We start from the raw sequence: 15,501 nt of genomic DNA, 5'->3' as shown, positions 1-15,501 counted from the left end.
GGGCGGTGTATAACCGCCCTTTTTAACCGTGGTTAGTTTTCTTCAGAGAACAGGTCGCCGCCATGCATATCGATCATCTCTAAAGCTCTACCACCACCACGAGCCACACAAGTAAGCGGGTCTTCTGCGATCATCACAGGAATACCCGTTTCTTGCATCAGTAATCTGTCTAGGTCACGAATAAGTGCACCACCGCCAGTTAGTACCATGCCGCGCTCAGAGATATCTGACGCCAATTCTGGAGGAGACTGCTCAAGTGCAACCATAACCGCACTCACAATACCCGATAGTGGCTCTTGCAGTGCTTCTAAGATTTCATTGCTGTTCAATGTAAAGCTACGTGGTACACCTTCAGCAAGGTTACGACCACGAACTTCAATTTCTAATACTTCATCACCTGGGTATGCAGTACCGATTGTGTGCTTGATACGCTCAGCCGTTGCCTCACCAATTAAGCTACCGTAGTTACGACGAACATAGTTGATGATCGCATCATCAAACTTGTCACCACCGATGCGTACAGACGATGAGTAAACCACACCGTTTAGCGAGATAATCGCTACTTCTGTTGTACCACCACCGATATCGACAACCATAGAACCCGTCGCTTCAGAAACTGGCAGGCCAGCACCGATTGCAGCTGCCATTGGCTCTTCAATCAAATACACTTCACGTGCGCCAGCGCCCATTGCAGATTCACGGATCGCACGGCGTTCAACTTGAGTGGCACCCACAGGTACACATACCAGAACGCGAGGACTTGGACGGAACACACTATTGTTATGAACTTGCTTGATAAAATGCTGAAGCATTTTTTCGGTGACATAAAAGTCGGCGATAACGCCATCTTTCATCGGACGAATTGCTTGAATGTTTCCGGGTGTACGACCTAGCATCTGCTTTGCTTCAGTACCGACGGCCGCAACCGACTTCTGACCCGAACCGCTTCGCTCTCCACGAATAGCAACAACTGAAGGTTCGTTTAGCACAATGCCTTCTTCACGGACGTAAATTAGCGTATTTGCTGTACCCAAATCGATCGAAAGATCATTAGAAAAAATGCCGCGTAGCTTCTTGAACATGTAACCAGCCTGTCTATGTGGAATCGTAGAAAAAAGAAATCAGGTAACTTTATCACGCTTCTTAAAATCCACAAGACCGCAGAGGTTAACAATTGCTAATGAAACTGTATTTTTTGCGATATAACCGCTAAAGAGCGAGTCAATAACTTGTCTCGCCCTCAATTACTGACATTTAATTAACTTCTCGCCAGTAAATAATACGATCATGACCGCGGTAGGTGCCAAAGTAAGCTGTTGCTCGTGGATCTTGTAAACCGTTTACTGAATCAAAATTCCAATACCACTGCAACCATTTATCCAGATGCTGCTGCAAACCCACTTCACCGTCGGTATTCGGGGCAGGGAAATAGATAAAGCTGTTACCCAAACCAATGAGCCCCGCTTTACCTGTACCACCCGAACGCGTAAAACCTTGTACGCCTTCTAGTCCCGCATCGGGTGATAAGTGTAATCCAATATCGGCAGACTCCGCGGCACTGGAGGTATCAAATACCGAGCAGCTGTCAGCCGTATTGGTAAGCCACTGCGCCTCGCCATTAATATCGGCAGCCACATATTGGCTACCAACATCTAAACGCAGCTCCTCTGATGACGGGCCATAGGCATTTTGCATCACGAAGCGACCGTAGCGCAAAGCAAAGGCATCGTCTTTAGCAATATCTTCAAAAATAAACTCACGGCAATTATCGCTGGCGGTATCTCGATAACAGATACCATCTTTATCGGTCACATCACTCTTTGACAACGCAAGATCAAACTGGCCACTAAACGGCACTGCAGCTGAAGCTGTTCGGGCATAGTGCAGCTTGGCACCGCTCAGATAAGCCCGCTGTCTGCTGTTTTCATCACTAATCGGATAGTAATCGACAATGCCGGAGATAGGCGATTCATCCAACACTTGCAGCTCGATACCATCCATTGATTTTGCGCCTGAGGTATCGCTATAACTGCGATCTAACCATTGCTTGCCGTGATAGCGCCACCAGTCACCTATTTGATAATTGCGAGTTTCAGCACCACTTTTATTTTTACCGCTAATCGACAGCGTCGGCTCACTACCAGAACTAAAGCCAAAGGGCTGATCCATGTAGGTGAAACTGCCGCATTGCATATCGGGGCTAGGTTCATTAGCGCTAACACTTAAAAAATAAGGTGAAAAACGGCCAAAGATATCGCTGCTTGAATTGGCTTCAGAGATAGAAGCACCGACATAATTTACATCGCCATCGAGTGCGAAGCTGATTGCTCCGACTTCTGAATAACTCTGATTAGTCAGCTTTAATGGTGAGCTGTTTGCCTTGGTAAAACTCAAGCTTGTTTGTCCTAGTACTCCAAGGCCGCCATCCTTGTCATCTCCATTAGAGACTAAAGGCGCTTGCAGCACAGGCTTAATTTTCATATCTGTAAACCTGAAATTTTTCAGTGCATCGCGATCTTTATAAGGCTTAGTATCGTCAAAACACACAGCCTTAACACTCATGTTAAAGTCATCACCTGCTTTGGCAAATAAGTCACAATTAGCGCCTGTGCAGCCATTTTTTCCTGACGTATTAAAGAAGTGAAAACCATCAGGCTTAGAGACAAACCTATCGCTGTGCTCAAGCACCAGAGTCTCGCTAGTGCTACCATCTGGTGACTCAATCACTTCTGTTAACGTTGCCGCCAGTTCCACTTTGCCCGCCTCAGGGTAGTTTACATTTAGCAGTGCTTTACCATTGGCGTCAAATTGCACCTGCAACTGCTTACTACTGCCCCCTGCAATCTCAGTGCTTGTGGTAGTACCGTGTAAACTATTTACGCTGAGCTTAGCCGCATCATTAACCTCTGTTGCATCTGGCGTAATGTAGTTAAATGCAAAGTCTATTGGTTTAGTTTGATTAGCAAATAACGGCACACATTGAGGAACTATTGATGTCTCATCTTGCTTAACCGCAAATAACTCGAAGTTACTGGAGTTTTTACAGGCAGTAGAGTCATCAATATCGAAGTAGATACCGCTGTTTTCAAAGTTGAGCTGACATTGAGCATTGGCAACCAAGTTGCCATCGATATAGCAGCTGTAGTCTGCACTAGGTACGGTCGAGCTTAAGCCTAGGGTAACCAAGCCCCCCTGTGGGTGCCAAACCTCAGTAGTAGTACTCCCTGTAAAAGTCTCACTGTTATAGTTGGCACCGTTTTTAGTCAGGGTCACAAAAGCAGGATCGGTTAGCAGCGAGCTACAGTTATTGTCGGCGCAGGCCTGAATCGTCACCGATTTCGCAGCGCAGCTAAGCGCACCTGAATCGAAACTAATTCGATAATGGTTCACCGCAGGCGGCTCGGCGGCATATTCAAATGCAAAATAACCGATTTTTTCTGCTAGATGCATTCTTTCAGAATCACGGTCCTGGTCTTCATCAACAGCAAAACTCACATGGTCATTAAAGCCATCTTTTAGGCAGCGGCGCACCCAGCCGCCATCACCACCATTACGCTGGTTTTTATTAGCAATGGTTATGGGTTGAGCCGGATAGTCATTCTCATATCGATTCAAAAAGTTACACTGCTGATGCAAATAACGCGTACGACTGCCATCGCCATGGTTAAGTGCATCATTAACAAATTCATACTGCAGCGAGGTGCCATCGACCACCATACTGCCTTTGCCTAACCCCGCGACATATCCTAGCCACTCATGAGTCGTAATGGGCGTGCTAATTTCAGATCCTTCGATCGCAATATCAAAATACTGCCCCTGGCTATCTACGCTATTAATTGCTGTCGTTATAAAGCGGTTATTATTGTGGCTAAGCACTTGACCAAGCATGGCCGGTTTATCACCGAATTTATGCGGGTAAACGACATTTTGGTAACCTCGTCCTGATTGAGCCAGGTTTTTGCCTTGGTATTTATCGGTCCACACTTTACCAGCTTGCAGTGCTTTACCTCTTTCCAGAAAACGATAACCCGGCTCCATTACAAAGTAATCAATGCTGCCCATCGGCTTTTTCAGCCCATAAGGCCAATTTGAATTAATTTGCTGAATTTGTGCAGAACCGTTATTGAGGTGATTAACTCTCACTGTTGATGGGCGATCGCTGTCATCATCGTTATTGGTAATATCAATGGTTGGCATCACCATAATCACAGGTGCTGCTGCATAGTTATTGTTGAAGTTGATTGTGGCTAAACCATTGCTATCGAGCTCTGCACGGCCAAATTCAAACTGCGGCGCAGGACAGGTTAGCAACTGGCTTGCGGGGACGGTTTCAAAACGATTTGAAGAGGGCGTTTTCCAATACAGGCGAAAAGCCTCTGCACCGAAGGTTTCATGAAATCTTAACTCTATGGTATGTGCCCCTTGCTCAAGGGATACCTTACCTTGGTACCTAGTACAATCACAGGTCGAGTGAACGCCGTAAAACCCTTTTATCACTTCACCATCAATCAATAGCTCAATAGCATCATCACCATCGATAGCAAAGGTATACTCGCCCGTTTCAGGCGCCTCTATGTATCCTTCAAACACACCTAAATATAGATCTTGATCGACTGCGGCGTTTGAATGTGGGTTAATACCGTTACCTTTCTGATTTAAATCTGTTTCAATGGACTCCCCGATTTGCTTCTCTGTCGTTCGGACCAAATTAACTAATGTTTTAAACTCATTCGGATTCGCTGGACTGTAGTTATCGGAATACCAAGATCGAGCATCATAGGTTCGATAAGTTAAGCCCTGAATGTTACTTTGGCCTGCTGGACATTGAGCAGGAATGGCAGGGTTGACAGGATCGTTACTACACATGCCTCCAAAGTCCGCATCCTCAATTGCATCCTCATCGAAGTCTACGTCGCCATTACCACCAATAGTTAAATTACCACCAGAGGCAAGTGCCCCCTCAATACTCGCGTTACCCGATAATTTAACGTCTCCGGCTACGTAAACAATACCGTTTATCGTGTTCTGTCCCGCAACATCGAAGTCACCATAGACATAAATAATAAGATCTTGAGTTTCACCATAAACGTTTAGGTGTGCCCCATTCAAAGAAAGATTATCAAAGTACAAGCGAGTAGTTGCACCGTTGGTATAAATAAAATTCCCTTGTTTTAGGTCACCAACTCCAAAGTAAAAATCTCCAGGTTGGAAAAAATGAGTAGGATTGCAACCATGTTTATTACATATTAGCTCCCCCGAATTCGGCAAATCCGGTGGAGGTGTAAGTCCGGGATCATGACTTCCCGAAGGTGGATTGGTAAATATTTCATCACACTGTGGAACCGCAAAAGCAGATATCGAAGTGAATGCAAGGATAGCGAATAAGCTGCCCAAGAGTAGCCTAAGTTTAATCACGTGCTTCGACCTCCACCTGACGACTGACTCGAATACAACTGGCATCGCTATCGCTGCCTGAATCACATTGTCCAGTGCTGCAGGTTGCCGTGCTGGTAACCAGATATTGAGTCATATTATTTTGCGGTAAGTTGGTGGTCACAGCTGAGCAGGTCATCACCACGTCGCAGCCATGAAAGCCGACTAAATTGGTATCAGAACCTATGTTCCAAGTAGTTTGCGCATTACAGCTCCCCCCGCTACCATCAACAGGAAACAGAGTCGCTAAAGCGCGATCGGCGCCGCTATTGGCCGCCGCAAAAGCGCGGGTGCCCCACACCTCAAGACTTATCTCTTGATCAGCATCATCCAAGATATTGATCAGTGTCGCTGCCAGCAAAAACATGACTGTGATAATAAATATACCAATCACTAACGCACTTCCCGTTTGCTTAGAGCGTTGTGGTAATTTGCTAGCTCGGCTAAGAGAAAGCATTCGATTAGGGGACATTGATCACCTGCACTTGATGATGATATTGAAACGTCTGTCCTTGTACATCGAACAGCGGGTTTAGATGCACCATGGCATTATTGCGTAATGTTCCTGGGGTATAAGCCATTGGGCTGTTTCTTGCTATGGTATTCACCACATTCTCAGCCATCAGCACCCCAGTGCCCATATCCGCTGGCGCAGGCTGTAAATTAGGATGATTAAAGCCATAACCCGCGTAACGCTTTAAGAAGCTCAATTCTGTTGTCACTTGCTCAAAGCAGTAACTCACCGCTCCTTGAACACCGAAATAACGCTGTCTTGGCGAGGCTTCGTCGAAGCGTATTCCACGACCAAAATCGATTGTAAGATCATTGGTTGTTGCGTTCGCTGTAACACTATCAATACTAAACAGCTTACCTTGGGTGTTAGCTCCTGAGGTATAAACATCGGCTGGAGACAATGGATAAATCAGTAAAAATTGATCCGCGGTTAAAGGTGCGCTGGCACTGGATTGCATCGCCGTACCAATATTAGCAGCAGATGCTGGCGCTATCGGCATATCCATATAAGACGCGCTTGAGGTGATGGGCATCATCTCGATGCACTGCCAAGCACCATCACCACTATCACGGACGCGAATACTGTTTGGCACAGCATTACGCAGCTCTCGAGTCATACGCTCGATAGCAAAACGGCTCTGGCTCATCACTCGATCTACAGAGGTAGCATCAATAAAGATGCGGGTGCCCAAAATAAGAAAACTGCTCACCCCAAGCACTAACACCCCTAAGATGATAATCACAGTGACCATCTCGACCAAGGTGAAGCCCTTAGACTTAAGCTGTTTAAGCTGATTCAATGGCCTAAAAGCAGGACGTATTAACGCATTCATTAATAGTTACTCCTAATCGCATTGAAGGTCATCAGCTCACCTTTTGGTGTAGTGATATCGATAGTGACTAACTTAGTATTGAGGCTTGGTAAATCGTTATATTCAACCTTAACCGATAACTTATAATTAATGTAACGCTGGGCATAGGTCTCACTGCTATTGAGCATAGGGCTGTTAATTGTCAGCCCATTGTAATCATCGACATCGTTATAGGTATTTCGAGTCTCAATCACGCCAGCAACGTTATCGGGGCCAAGATTTGCAGATGCGGTGCAAGCTAAGCCTGCAGGCAGCCCTAAACTCGGTTTTGCTGGAGCGCCACAAGCGGGGACTCCACCGTTGGCATTGGTGTTTTGATCGTAACGTTTACCCCAGATCTCATTTAAAATAGAGTGAGCGAGCTCCGCAGAACGCACGCGATGCAAGGTATCGGCGGCGCGATCGGCCTGCGGAAATAACATGGTACTGAGCAAAACAAAGGCTATGCTTATCACCACCATGCCCACGACTAGCTCGACTAAGGTAAAGGCTTTCTGAGCTTGCCACTTCATGGCTGACAATCTATTGCCCATCATGGATATAGCCTTCAGATTCAATCGCTAAAAATAGGGTTTCATCGGCGATAACACTGATGCAGTTACCCTTGCAGCGAGCACCATTCACTATCGGCACGCCTTGGAGATTAAATTCGATATTAAAACTGCTAGCGCCACCATTAAGCAAAGCTAAGTTGGCACCACCTTGGAACAGTTGCGCAGCATCGGTACGCACAGGGGTCCCCGTGCAAGCACCATTAAAACGAGAGACTTGATAATCGGTATCGGTAACCGATAAACGGTAGCAGCGATCTTGATTGTTCATCGCCATGATCTGCACCTTGCGCAGCTCACTGATAAACTCATCTCTAAGGGTAAACGCGCTGTAACTGGAAGAGGTTAGTAGGCGTGGAATAACCACCACAGCAAGAATGGCAATAAGGATTATCGTGGTAACCAGCTCCACTAATGTAAAGCCTGCGTGTCGCTGCACTCTATGCATTGAACTTCCTGATTGATTCAGCAGTGTTTAGTTGTATTCATTACCGTTTCGCTTCACAGCTAAAACTAGAATCTAGATCCTAGGACGCCGCGTTGCGACGGCTAGAGCGGGCTACGCCCTGCTAGAAAAGATTTAACGGCAAGCTAGTGTCTATTTTAGCTTTTCCGGCTTTTCCGGCTTTTCCGGCTTTTCCGGCTTTTCCGGCTTTTCACCATCTTAAACCTGATTTTCCAACAGTTTAATAATTATGGCAAATAAAGCCAGCACTAACGCCTTAGATACAAAAAAGGCCTGCGAGGCAGGCCTTTTAAATGGGTGCAAAGATTAACAACCCGTGTCTTTTACTTCATATTTGGGAGCAACACTTGAGCTTTGAGCTGGAGTGTATTCAAAGTGACAATCTACCTTAGGATTAGAGGTACCGTCATATGGAGAGCCATTCTGATAAATAACTGTAGCTGTAGACAAAGTGCCTGGAACAAATGTCCAATCATCTTCGCTAATATCTAAAGCATCCAAAAGTGATTGCTTGTCATTCTGCAGGTAACCATAAGCTATTTTTACCGTATCGGCAGCATCTGCACCAATTTGCACAGTGGTATCAGGTAGTTTTTCTTTACCAGCAATAGCCGCTTTTGAAAAAACTAACGAGTTAGCTCCCTGCACTGAGCCTTTCAAGCCTTGAAGAGTTGACGCACGCGCATCGCTCTGTAGGTTGATGAACTTAGGCGCAGCAGTGACTGCCAAGATACCTAAAATGATAATCACAACCACTAATTCGATTAGGGTAAAACCATTTTGCTTTTGCATTTTCATTTTCTCTTAAACAGGTTCGATTAACAGCCTGTATCAGTGATTAGGTAAGTAGGTACAACAGAAGTGCTTTCAGCCTCTGTATATACTAGTTGACAATTATCAGCTGGAGAGCCCGCTTGCTTGATAGTCATAGTTGCTGGTGTTCCACCATTTGCAACAACAACCCACTCAGGAAGTGGATCTGTGGTTGACAACCCAAAGTCAGCATCGATCGCATTATTAAACTCTGCTAGTGTTGCCTGTAGGTAGCCAAAGTTAGTTTTAGCTAGATTTTCAGCCCCAATATCTACACCAGTATCACCAACCCAAGATGAACCCACTTTCTTCTCGTCCCCCGCTAAAGCTGATTTAGCGAATACTAGACCGTTAGCACCTTGGATTGCGCCTTTAACGCCTTGCAGTGCAGATGCACGCGCGTCGCTTTGTAGGTTGATAAACTTAGGCGCCGCAGTAACAGCCAAAATACCTAGAATGATAATAACAACCACTAATTCGATTAGTGTAAAACCATTTTGCTTTTGCATATTCATATCCTCAATCACATATCAAATACGGCAAACAGGTTAAACCTGTCTACCGAAAATTATTCACTATTTATATCAATAACTAACGACTAATTCTTTCAATAAATAAAGATTTTTTAATCAATAAAACTAGCCACTTGACCAGAACCTGGGTTGTAGGTCACCCCTTTACCCGCCAAGTTACTTAAATTGGTTAAATCTTCAGTCGGTATTCCCGTCTGTGGATTCAACACTAGTGATGAGGCTAGGTAATACAAACAAACGTCTAGATCGCTAACAAGCTCGCCATCTATGCTGTTTGAATTGCCACCCGCTCCTTTTGCCATGCTCACTACATACCTTGCTTTACGCGCGTCTTCTCCTGAAACTACGCTTCGTGGTGCATTTTGTAAAACAAGATCAAACACTTCTTGGCAAGAGTCTTGGCTCATGCCTTTCGCATCGGTATTGCTCGCGCCCGTTGGGTAACCAAAACGAGTATCAAGAGCAACCCTTGTTCCGTCCAGTAACACGGTATTATTACGACGACCATCGACTTCCCACTGTGAACGTACAAAGCTCACAGCAGTGCTCAAACCGCCTGCTACACCGTCTACACTAGCGTCTTCAGCATCATCAGTTACGTTTAAAAAACGTGGGATAGCAGTTGCTGCCAACAGACCTAAAATCACGATAACTATGACCAACTCTATAAGAGAAAAGCCTTTTTGATACTGTTGTTTCATTTTACCCCCAATCTTGTATGCGGCTATTCTAGCAGTTTGTTAAAATTAGAAAACAGATAATTTCACTATTCAGCCGCTCTTAGCGGGCAGGCGTCAAAAAAATGACCCGTCCAGAAGTGGTTTGATAGCTAATACTTTCGCCCGACTCGCCAAGATAACGGCAAACACCAGTATCTGGATTGAATCGGGTGTCAATTTGTTTGGTATAACCAGGGCCCAACAATTCAATCAATAATTGTCGACAACCCGCAACACTTGTCTCGTCTGGAATAGGCCAGCCCCCTCGGGCCATACGTACCTTCCCAGTAGATGAAGCATGTTCTTGGTCATCGGAATACCAGTCAAGCAATAGAATATCCGGCTTACTGCGCATCAACCATTGAGATCGTGCCACTCCGAGCACATTGAGCAAACGCGTATGCTCCACTTGCATGCGAGGTTGCCCAAGCAGTCTAATACTGCCAAAGTAATTAAAACTCAAGTAAAACAATACGATTAGCAAAATAATCAAAGCAATAAGCTTGCCATAAACATCGAGCAGCTTTGCATCGGCTTTATGTTGACTAAGCACGGCGCTTTTCCTGCTTCATCAGTTTCCGCCCTTAACCACATTGAGCATGTCCCACATTGGCAGGTAGATACCCAGTGCCAACACCAACACGATACAGGCGACAAAACCAATCAAAATAGGCTCTAGCTTTGCGGTCAAATTTTTCAGATCGTAGTCAACTTCACCTTCGTAAAAATCGGCGGCATCGTTGAGTAATTGATCGATCTGCCCCGTTTCTTCACCTACTGCGACCATCTGCAACACTAGTGGCGTAAACAGCTGGCTGTTATTCGATACTCTTAACATAGACTCACCAGACTCGATGCCACGACGCATCCCCACAATGCTGTCGTGCATATAGGCGTTATCGACAGCATCCGCCACCAGACTCAGGGCTTGGGTCATGGGTACACCGGCGCTCAACATCATTGAAAAACTGCGACAATAGCGAGACAGAGTCGAACGTTCAATAATGCTGCCGACAGCAGGAATATTTAACTTCCATTTATCCCACTGCTTCTCACCTTTTTCGGTGCTATGCCAATAGCGAATGCCAACAAATCCAGCCACCAGCACAAGGAGCATTGCAGGCCAGTAGTTTACAAACACATTAGAGGTATTAATTAATATTTTAGTCGCCCAAGGTAGATCGGCGCCAAACCGGGAGAACATTTCAGCAAACTTGGGGATCACCATGATATTAAGGATCACCATGGCAATCGCGATCGCGATCAATACAAAGATCGGGTAACGCATCGCCGCCTTAATGCGTCTGCGGGTCTCCTGTTCACGTTCGATATAGCCTGAAAGCTGAATAAAAGCGTCCTCAAGTTTACCCGTGTTTTCACCCACATGAACCATAGAAACGAAAAGCGCATCAAATACATCTGGATGCTGATTCATCGCCGAAGATAGAGGGCGACCAGAGGTTAACTGTTCTGAAATATCATCGAGCGCCTCTTTCATACGAACTGAATGTGTCGTCTCAGAAAGACCTGCGATCGCTCGTAAGATGGGGATCCCTGATCGCGTCAGTGAATACATCTGCCGAGTGAAAATCTGCAACTCGTCTAAAGCAACCTTACCTTTAAATAAAGCCTTAAGGTTAAACTCCTTCACCTCTTTTGCTAACACGAGATCCAGCGGGATCACCCCACGAGACATCAGTTGATCGGCAGCCGCGCTCTCAGAGGCTGCGTCAACAAGCCCCTTGACTTGCTCACCTTGAGCACTTCGGCCGCGGTACTGATATGTAGGCATACTTAAGCCTCGCTAGGTTCTATTTGAGTGTCACTAACATCTTCAACAAGTTTTGCGACCTCTTCGATTGTCGTCATCCCTTGAGCTAGGTACTTTAACGCTGATTCTGCAAGCGGCGTAAAATTAGGGCTCTGATAAGCGGCGCGAGTAAAGTCCTGCGGGTTGCCCGTACGCATCGCCTCAATCATAGGCTCATCAAGTTCTAGAATTTCAAATACACCGATTCGACCGCGATAGCCGCTGCCATTACAGCTCTGACAGCCAGTACCGATTCTAAATGTTGCTTTTGAGTAATCGAGCTTGCTCACGCTAGATAGCCAGGCTTTATCTGGGGCTGAAAGCTGATAATCGATGGCGCAGTTCTGGCACACTCGGCGCACTAAGCGCTGGGCAATGATGACCCTCAGCGCACTCGCAACCAGATAACTCGCCGCGCCCATGTCTAGCAAACGCAGGGCACTGGTTACTGCATCGTTGGTATGCAAGGTAGATAATACAAAGTGACCAGTTAAAGCGCCGCGAAGACCAATTTCTACTGTCTCTTGGTCACGCATCTCACCGACCATGATGATGTCGGGATCTTGTCGTAATGTTGTTCTCAGTACATTTGAGAAATCGAGACCAATCTTGTGATTTACCTGCACCTGATTAATGCGCGGTAATTGATATTCAACCGGATCTTCAACTGTGATGATCTTGCGATCTGCAGTATTTAACTCACTCAAGACGCCATATAGCGTCGTGGTTTTACCGCTACCCGTCGGGCCCGTTACTAGTAGCATGCCATGAGGGCGCTTGATCTGCCGACGCACCCTTGCCAGCATTTCAGCAGGCATCCCGGTTTCATTTAAGGTTAACAGGCCTGCCGATTGATCCAGCAAACGCATCACTACTGACTCACCATGGTAAATCGGCATGGTCGACATACGCACGTCAATCTTATGCCCTTTAATCTCCATATGGAAACGACCATCTTGGGGCAGTCTTTTCTCAGAAATATCTAGACCTGCCATCAGCTTTAAGCGCAAAACTAAGGCGGCTGCGATGCTGACTTCTGGCAAGATATTTTCGTGTAACTGGCCGTCGATACGCTGGCGAATACGTAGCGCTTTCTCACCAGGCTCAATATGGATATCCGAGGCGCGCATCTGCACGGCATCTTCGAAGATAGACTGCAACAGCTTAACCACTGTGGTTTCGTTGTCACTGTCACCCTCGGTGAGGCTACCTAGATCGAATAGATCATCTGCCGCATACTCTTCTTCTAATTTACCAGCAATTTGTGCAATTTCGTCGGTACGACGATAGAGGTTATCGAAAGCATGTAATAGCTGCTGTTCAGTCACTACCGCAATAGAGATACTCTTTGGTGCCAATAATAGCTCCAAGTTATCCATGGCCTGTAGATCGGCAGGATCACTCATCGCCACCAGCACGCCCTCACCAGTGTCTTCGACAACCAGAGCGCGATAACGGCGAGCTTGCACCTCAGGCAGCAGACTCACGACTTCCGTCGCAATGGCACGCTTACTAATATCAATAAAAGGAATATTGAGCTGATGCGACAAAAACTGCAGTAATTGCTGCTCAGTGATACATGATAAGTCGATTAGTGTACGACCAAGCTTTTTTCCCGTATTACGCTGTTCACCTAATGCTTGCTGTAACTGCTCTTCAGAGATGATGTGCTCTTGAACAAGCAGATCACCGAGTCGCATCTTTAACTTGGGTTTCACTAGTACGCTCCTAACTGCAGCAATCGATTATCAACGTAGACTTTAGCCTGAGCCGATAAGTTACCTTGGGATAAAGCTTGGTTATAGGCTGATTTGGCTTCGGTATATTTTTGCTGAGCATCTAACGCGTAAGCCAGCCCCATCCACCATCGACCTTGTAAAGGTTCATGCTTGGCAAGTTGACGAAAGCTCTGCTCCGCAACTGGGAAGTCTTTTTGCTTCTGTGCTAAATCACTCTGTTGATGCCACTTTTTAATCGCCAAACCGCTACTGTCGGGGATCATAGCTAGGCTCTTAAGCGCCAACTCACTCTGTCCGCCCGCCTGCTGAACCCGTGCTAATAGCAATGAGAACTCATACTCCTGCGGGAAGAGTAACTGTCCCTGCTCTAGCGTTTTGGCAGCCTTGGCTAATTTATTCTGGCCATAATACAGCGCCGCAACTTGTCGTCTCGCTTGGTGTAGCGCAGGGTTATACATGAGCGCCGCTTCGTAATAAGTTAACGCATCACTATGCAGCCCTTGCTGCTGAGCATCGCTAGCCAAAATCATCTGTTTCTGAGCCAGCTCTTCAGGTGAAAGCTTAACTTCCTTAACCGCCATATTGCCGCTGTTATGTAACTGGTTAGAGCGACTCGCTGGCGCAATATTTAACTCGGCAGGCGTTGGCTTTTCTATCTTAGCGACTTCCGAGTGCACAGCTTCGGCCTTAACTGTTTCCGTCTTAGCCGTTTCCGTCTTAGCCGTTTCCGTCTTAGCCGTTACCGTCTCAGCTGTTACCGTCTCAGCTGTTACCGTCTCGGCCTTTTTCGTCTCAGCCACTGTTGCATTAACTGCTTCAATCATAGCGACTTCCGTCTTAGCCGTTTCCGTCTTAGCCGTTACCGTCTCAGCTGTTACCGTCTCGGCCTTTTTCGTCTCAGCCACTGTTGCATTAACTGCTTCAGTCATAGCGACTTCCGTCTTAGCTGTTTCTGTTTGCATCAGATTTAAGCCAAAAAACACAACCAAGCCACCGACGGCTATAGAAACAATACTGGTCAGCAATAAGGTCCGCTTCGATGAAGCCTTAGGCTTAAATGCCAACTGTGGAGTGGCCATACTCTCGATACCATGTGGCTGTTGGCGCTCATCTAAATCTTTGAGCATCTTGTTGATTACGCTCATGCAACGCCTCCTTTAAACCAGAAAAATGCAGCTAAACCGCTGCCAATAACGACCATAGTGGCCACGAACCACTTAACCATGTCGTATTGATGCTTCATGGCATCAGCCGTATCGGTAATAGCGGCATCGACATGATTGGGCTCAATTGTTTTAGCTCCTTCACCAAAACCTACAAGCAGAGCTTTATGAGCTAACACGTTAATCAACCTTGGGATCCCTCTAGCGGCTCTCGCGATACGCTTAGCGTTAGACTCACTAAATAAGCGTTCACTGCTGCTGCCAGCAACGGTTAACCTATGCTGAATATACGCCATAGACTCTTCAACCGTTAACGGACGTAAACAATAGCTAAAGGTGATCCGCTGCCTTAACTGCCTAAACTTACTCTGCGCCAGACGCTCGTCCAACTCTGGCTGAGCGAATAACACAACTTGAAGCAATTTACGGCTCTCTGTTTCTAAGTTAGTAAACAGACGCAAGGCTTCGAGGCTCTCATCAGGCAGAGCCTGCGCCTCATCGAGCACTAAGATAATCGAATGTCCATGCGCACTTAAGGCTAGAAGTTGCTGCTGAATAAGGCCTGTAAGTTGTTGCTGATCTATCTGGCTTGAATGCTTGAGCCCCAACTCCATCGCCACCGCCCAGCGCAACTCATCTGGAGTGAGGTAAGGGTTAGGCAAATAAGCACAATGAAAACGCTCAGGCAGATCATTCATCAATTTACGACAGATGAGCGTCTTACCCGTGCCGACTTCACCGGTAACCTTGATAAAGCCTTCGCCAGTTTGCAGTGCCGTTTGCAGCACTTGTAAGGCTTCTACATGCGGCGCAAGGCCAAAGAAAAATCCCGTATTCGGCGTAAGCGAAAACGGGGTTTCTGTTAATCCAAAATGCTGCAGATACAAGC

14 protein-coding genes are annotated in these 15,501 nt (G+C 46.3%); all 14 read right to left on the bottom strand.

What is annotated here, in order from left to right; all coding sequences use genetic code 11:
• Window positions 1-32: 32 nt before the first annotated feature.
• Window positions 33-1,082, bottom strand: coding sequence for a rod shape-determining protein (locus Q1A86_RS08675; protein ID WP_012156947.1), 1,050 nt, complete (start codon window positions 1,080-1,082; stop codon window positions 33-35).
• Window positions 1,083-1,254: 172 nt separating this feature from the next.
• Window positions 1,255-5,130, bottom strand: a complete 3,876-nt coding sequence (locus tag Q1A86_RS08670; protein WP_299805455.1) for a DUF6701 domain-containing protein — start codon at window positions 5,128-5,130, stop codon at window positions 1,255-1,257.
• 277 nt (window positions 5,131-5,407) lie between these two features.
• Window positions 5,408-5,905 carry an MSHA biogenesis protein MshP gene (locus Q1A86_RS08665; protein ID WP_299805454.1) on the bottom strand — a complete coding sequence of 166 codons (498 nt, stop codon included), beginning with the start codon at window positions 5,903-5,905 and terminating at the stop codon, window positions 5,408-5,410.
• Window positions 5,895-6,779: a type II secretion system protein gene (locus Q1A86_RS08660; RefSeq protein ID WP_299805452.1), complete on the bottom strand. Its 885-nt coding sequence runs from the start codon at window positions 6,777-6,779 to the stop codon at window positions 5,895-5,897. Before Q1A86_RS08660 ends, Q1A86_RS08665 begins: the two co-directional genes overlap by 11 nt.
• A complete protein-coding gene (locus tag Q1A86_RS08655; protein WP_299805449.1) occupies window positions 6,779-7,354 on the bottom strand; it encodes a type II secretion system protein in 576 nt (191 codons plus the stop codon). Before Q1A86_RS08655 ends, Q1A86_RS08660 begins: the two co-directional genes overlap by 1 nt.
• Complete coding sequence (locus Q1A86_RS08650) at window positions 7,341-7,817, bottom strand: type II secretion system protein (RefSeq protein ID WP_299805446.1); 477 nt, start codon at window positions 7,815-7,817, stop codon at window positions 7,341-7,343. Before Q1A86_RS08650 ends, Q1A86_RS08655 begins: the two co-directional genes overlap by 14 nt.
• Window positions 7,818-8,141: 324 nt before the next feature.
• Window positions 8,142-8,627: a type II secretion system protein gene (locus Q1A86_RS08645; protein ID WP_299805444.1), complete on the bottom strand. Its 486-nt coding sequence runs from the start codon at window positions 8,625-8,627 to the stop codon at window positions 8,142-8,144.
• Between the two features lie 26 nt (window positions 8,628-8,653).
• Window positions 8,654-9,157 (bottom strand): type II secretion system protein, encoded by a 504-nt coding sequence (locus Q1A86_RS08640; RefSeq protein ID WP_299805442.1) that lies wholly within the window; start codon window positions 9,155-9,157, stop codon window positions 8,654-8,656.
• Window positions 9,158-9,273: 116 nt separating this feature from the next.
• The gene (locus Q1A86_RS08635; RefSeq protein ID WP_299805439.1) at window positions 9,274-9,882 is read right to left on the bottom strand and encodes a type II secretion system protein; all 609 of its coding nucleotides are present in this window, start codon (window positions 9,880-9,882) and stop codon (window positions 9,274-9,276) included.
• Window positions 9,883-9,961: 79 nt separating this feature from the next.
• A complete protein-coding gene (locus tag Q1A86_RS08630) occupies window positions 9,962-10,453 on the bottom strand; it encodes a hypothetical protein (RefSeq protein WP_299805436.1) in 492 nt (163 codons plus the stop codon).
• Between the two features lie 18 nt (window positions 10,454-10,471).
• A complete protein-coding gene (locus tag Q1A86_RS08625) occupies window positions 10,472-11,692 on the bottom strand; it encodes a type II secretion system F family protein (RefSeq protein WP_299805433.1) in 1,221 nt (406 codons plus the stop codon).
• A gap of 2 nt (window positions 11,693-11,694) precedes the next feature.
• The gene (locus Q1A86_RS08620; protein ID WP_299805430.1) at window positions 11,695-13,428 is read right to left on the bottom strand and encodes a GspE/PulE family protein; all 1,734 of its coding nucleotides are present in this window, start codon (window positions 13,426-13,428) and stop codon (window positions 11,695-11,697) included.
• On the bottom strand, window positions 13,428-14,594 hold the full coding sequence (locus Q1A86_RS08615) for a tetratricopeptide repeat protein (RefSeq protein ID WP_299805427.1): 1,167 nt from the start codon (window positions 14,592-14,594) through the stop codon (window positions 13,428-13,430). The genes Q1A86_RS08620 and Q1A86_RS08615 overlap by 1 nt, the downstream gene beginning before the upstream one ends.
• The gene (locus Q1A86_RS08610) at window positions 14,591-15,499 is read right to left on the bottom strand and encodes an AAA family ATPase (RefSeq protein WP_299805424.1); all 909 of its coding nucleotides are present in this window, start codon (window positions 15,497-15,499) and stop codon (window positions 14,591-14,593) included. Before Q1A86_RS08610 ends, Q1A86_RS08615 begins: the two co-directional genes overlap by 4 nt.
• Between the last annotated feature and the right edge of the window lie 2 nt (window positions 15,500-15,501).

The sequence above is a fragment of the uncultured Shewanella sp. genome (assembly GCF_947497935.1).
Taxonomy (GTDB): domain Bacteria; phylum Pseudomonadota; class Gammaproteobacteria; order Enterobacterales; family Shewanellaceae; genus Shewanella.
This window is presented reverse-complemented; position numbering and strand designations above follow the sequence as displayed.

What these genes read in the sequence shown, in the direction of transcription:
- Q1A86_RS08675 (WP_012156947.1), bottom strand. Translation starts at nt 1,082, where the DNA reads ATGTTCAAGAAGCTACGCGGCATTTTTTCTAATGATCTTTCGATCGAT.
- Q1A86_RS08665 (WP_299805454.1), bottom strand. Translation starts at nt 5,905, where the DNA reads ATGTCCCCTAATCGAATGCTTTCTCTTAGCCGAGCTAGCAAATTACCA.
- Q1A86_RS08660 (WP_299805452.1), bottom strand. Translation starts at nt 6,779, where the DNA reads ATGAATGCGTTAATACGTCCTGCTTTTAGGCCATTGAATCAGCTTAAA.
- Q1A86_RS08655 (WP_299805449.1), bottom strand. Translation starts at nt 7,354, where the DNA reads ATGATGGGCAATAGATTGTCAGCCATGAAGTGGCAAGCTCAGAAAGCC.
- Q1A86_RS08650 (WP_299805446.1), bottom strand. Translation starts at nt 7,817, where the DNA reads ATGCATAGAGTGCAGCGACACGCAGGCTTTACATTAGTGGAGCTGGTT.
- Q1A86_RS08645 (WP_299805444.1), bottom strand. Translation starts at nt 8,627, where the DNA reads ATGCAAAAGCAAAATGGTTTTACCCTAATCGAATTAGTGGTTGTGATT.
- Q1A86_RS08640 (WP_299805442.1), bottom strand. Translation starts at nt 9,157, where the DNA reads ATGCAAAAGCAAAATGGTTTTACACTAATCGAATTAGTGGTTGTTATT.
- Q1A86_RS08635 (WP_299805439.1), bottom strand. Translation starts at nt 9,882, where the DNA reads ATGAAACAACAGTATCAAAAAGGCTTTTCTCTTATAGAGTTGGTCATA.
- Q1A86_RS08625 (WP_299805433.1), bottom strand. Translation starts at nt 11,692, where the DNA reads ATGCCTACATATCAGTACCGCGGCCGAAGTGCTCAAGGTGAGCAAGTC.
- Q1A86_RS08615 (WP_299805427.1), bottom strand. Translation starts at nt 14,594, where the DNA reads ATGAGCGTAATCAACAAGATGCTCAAAGATTTAGATGAGCGCCAACAG.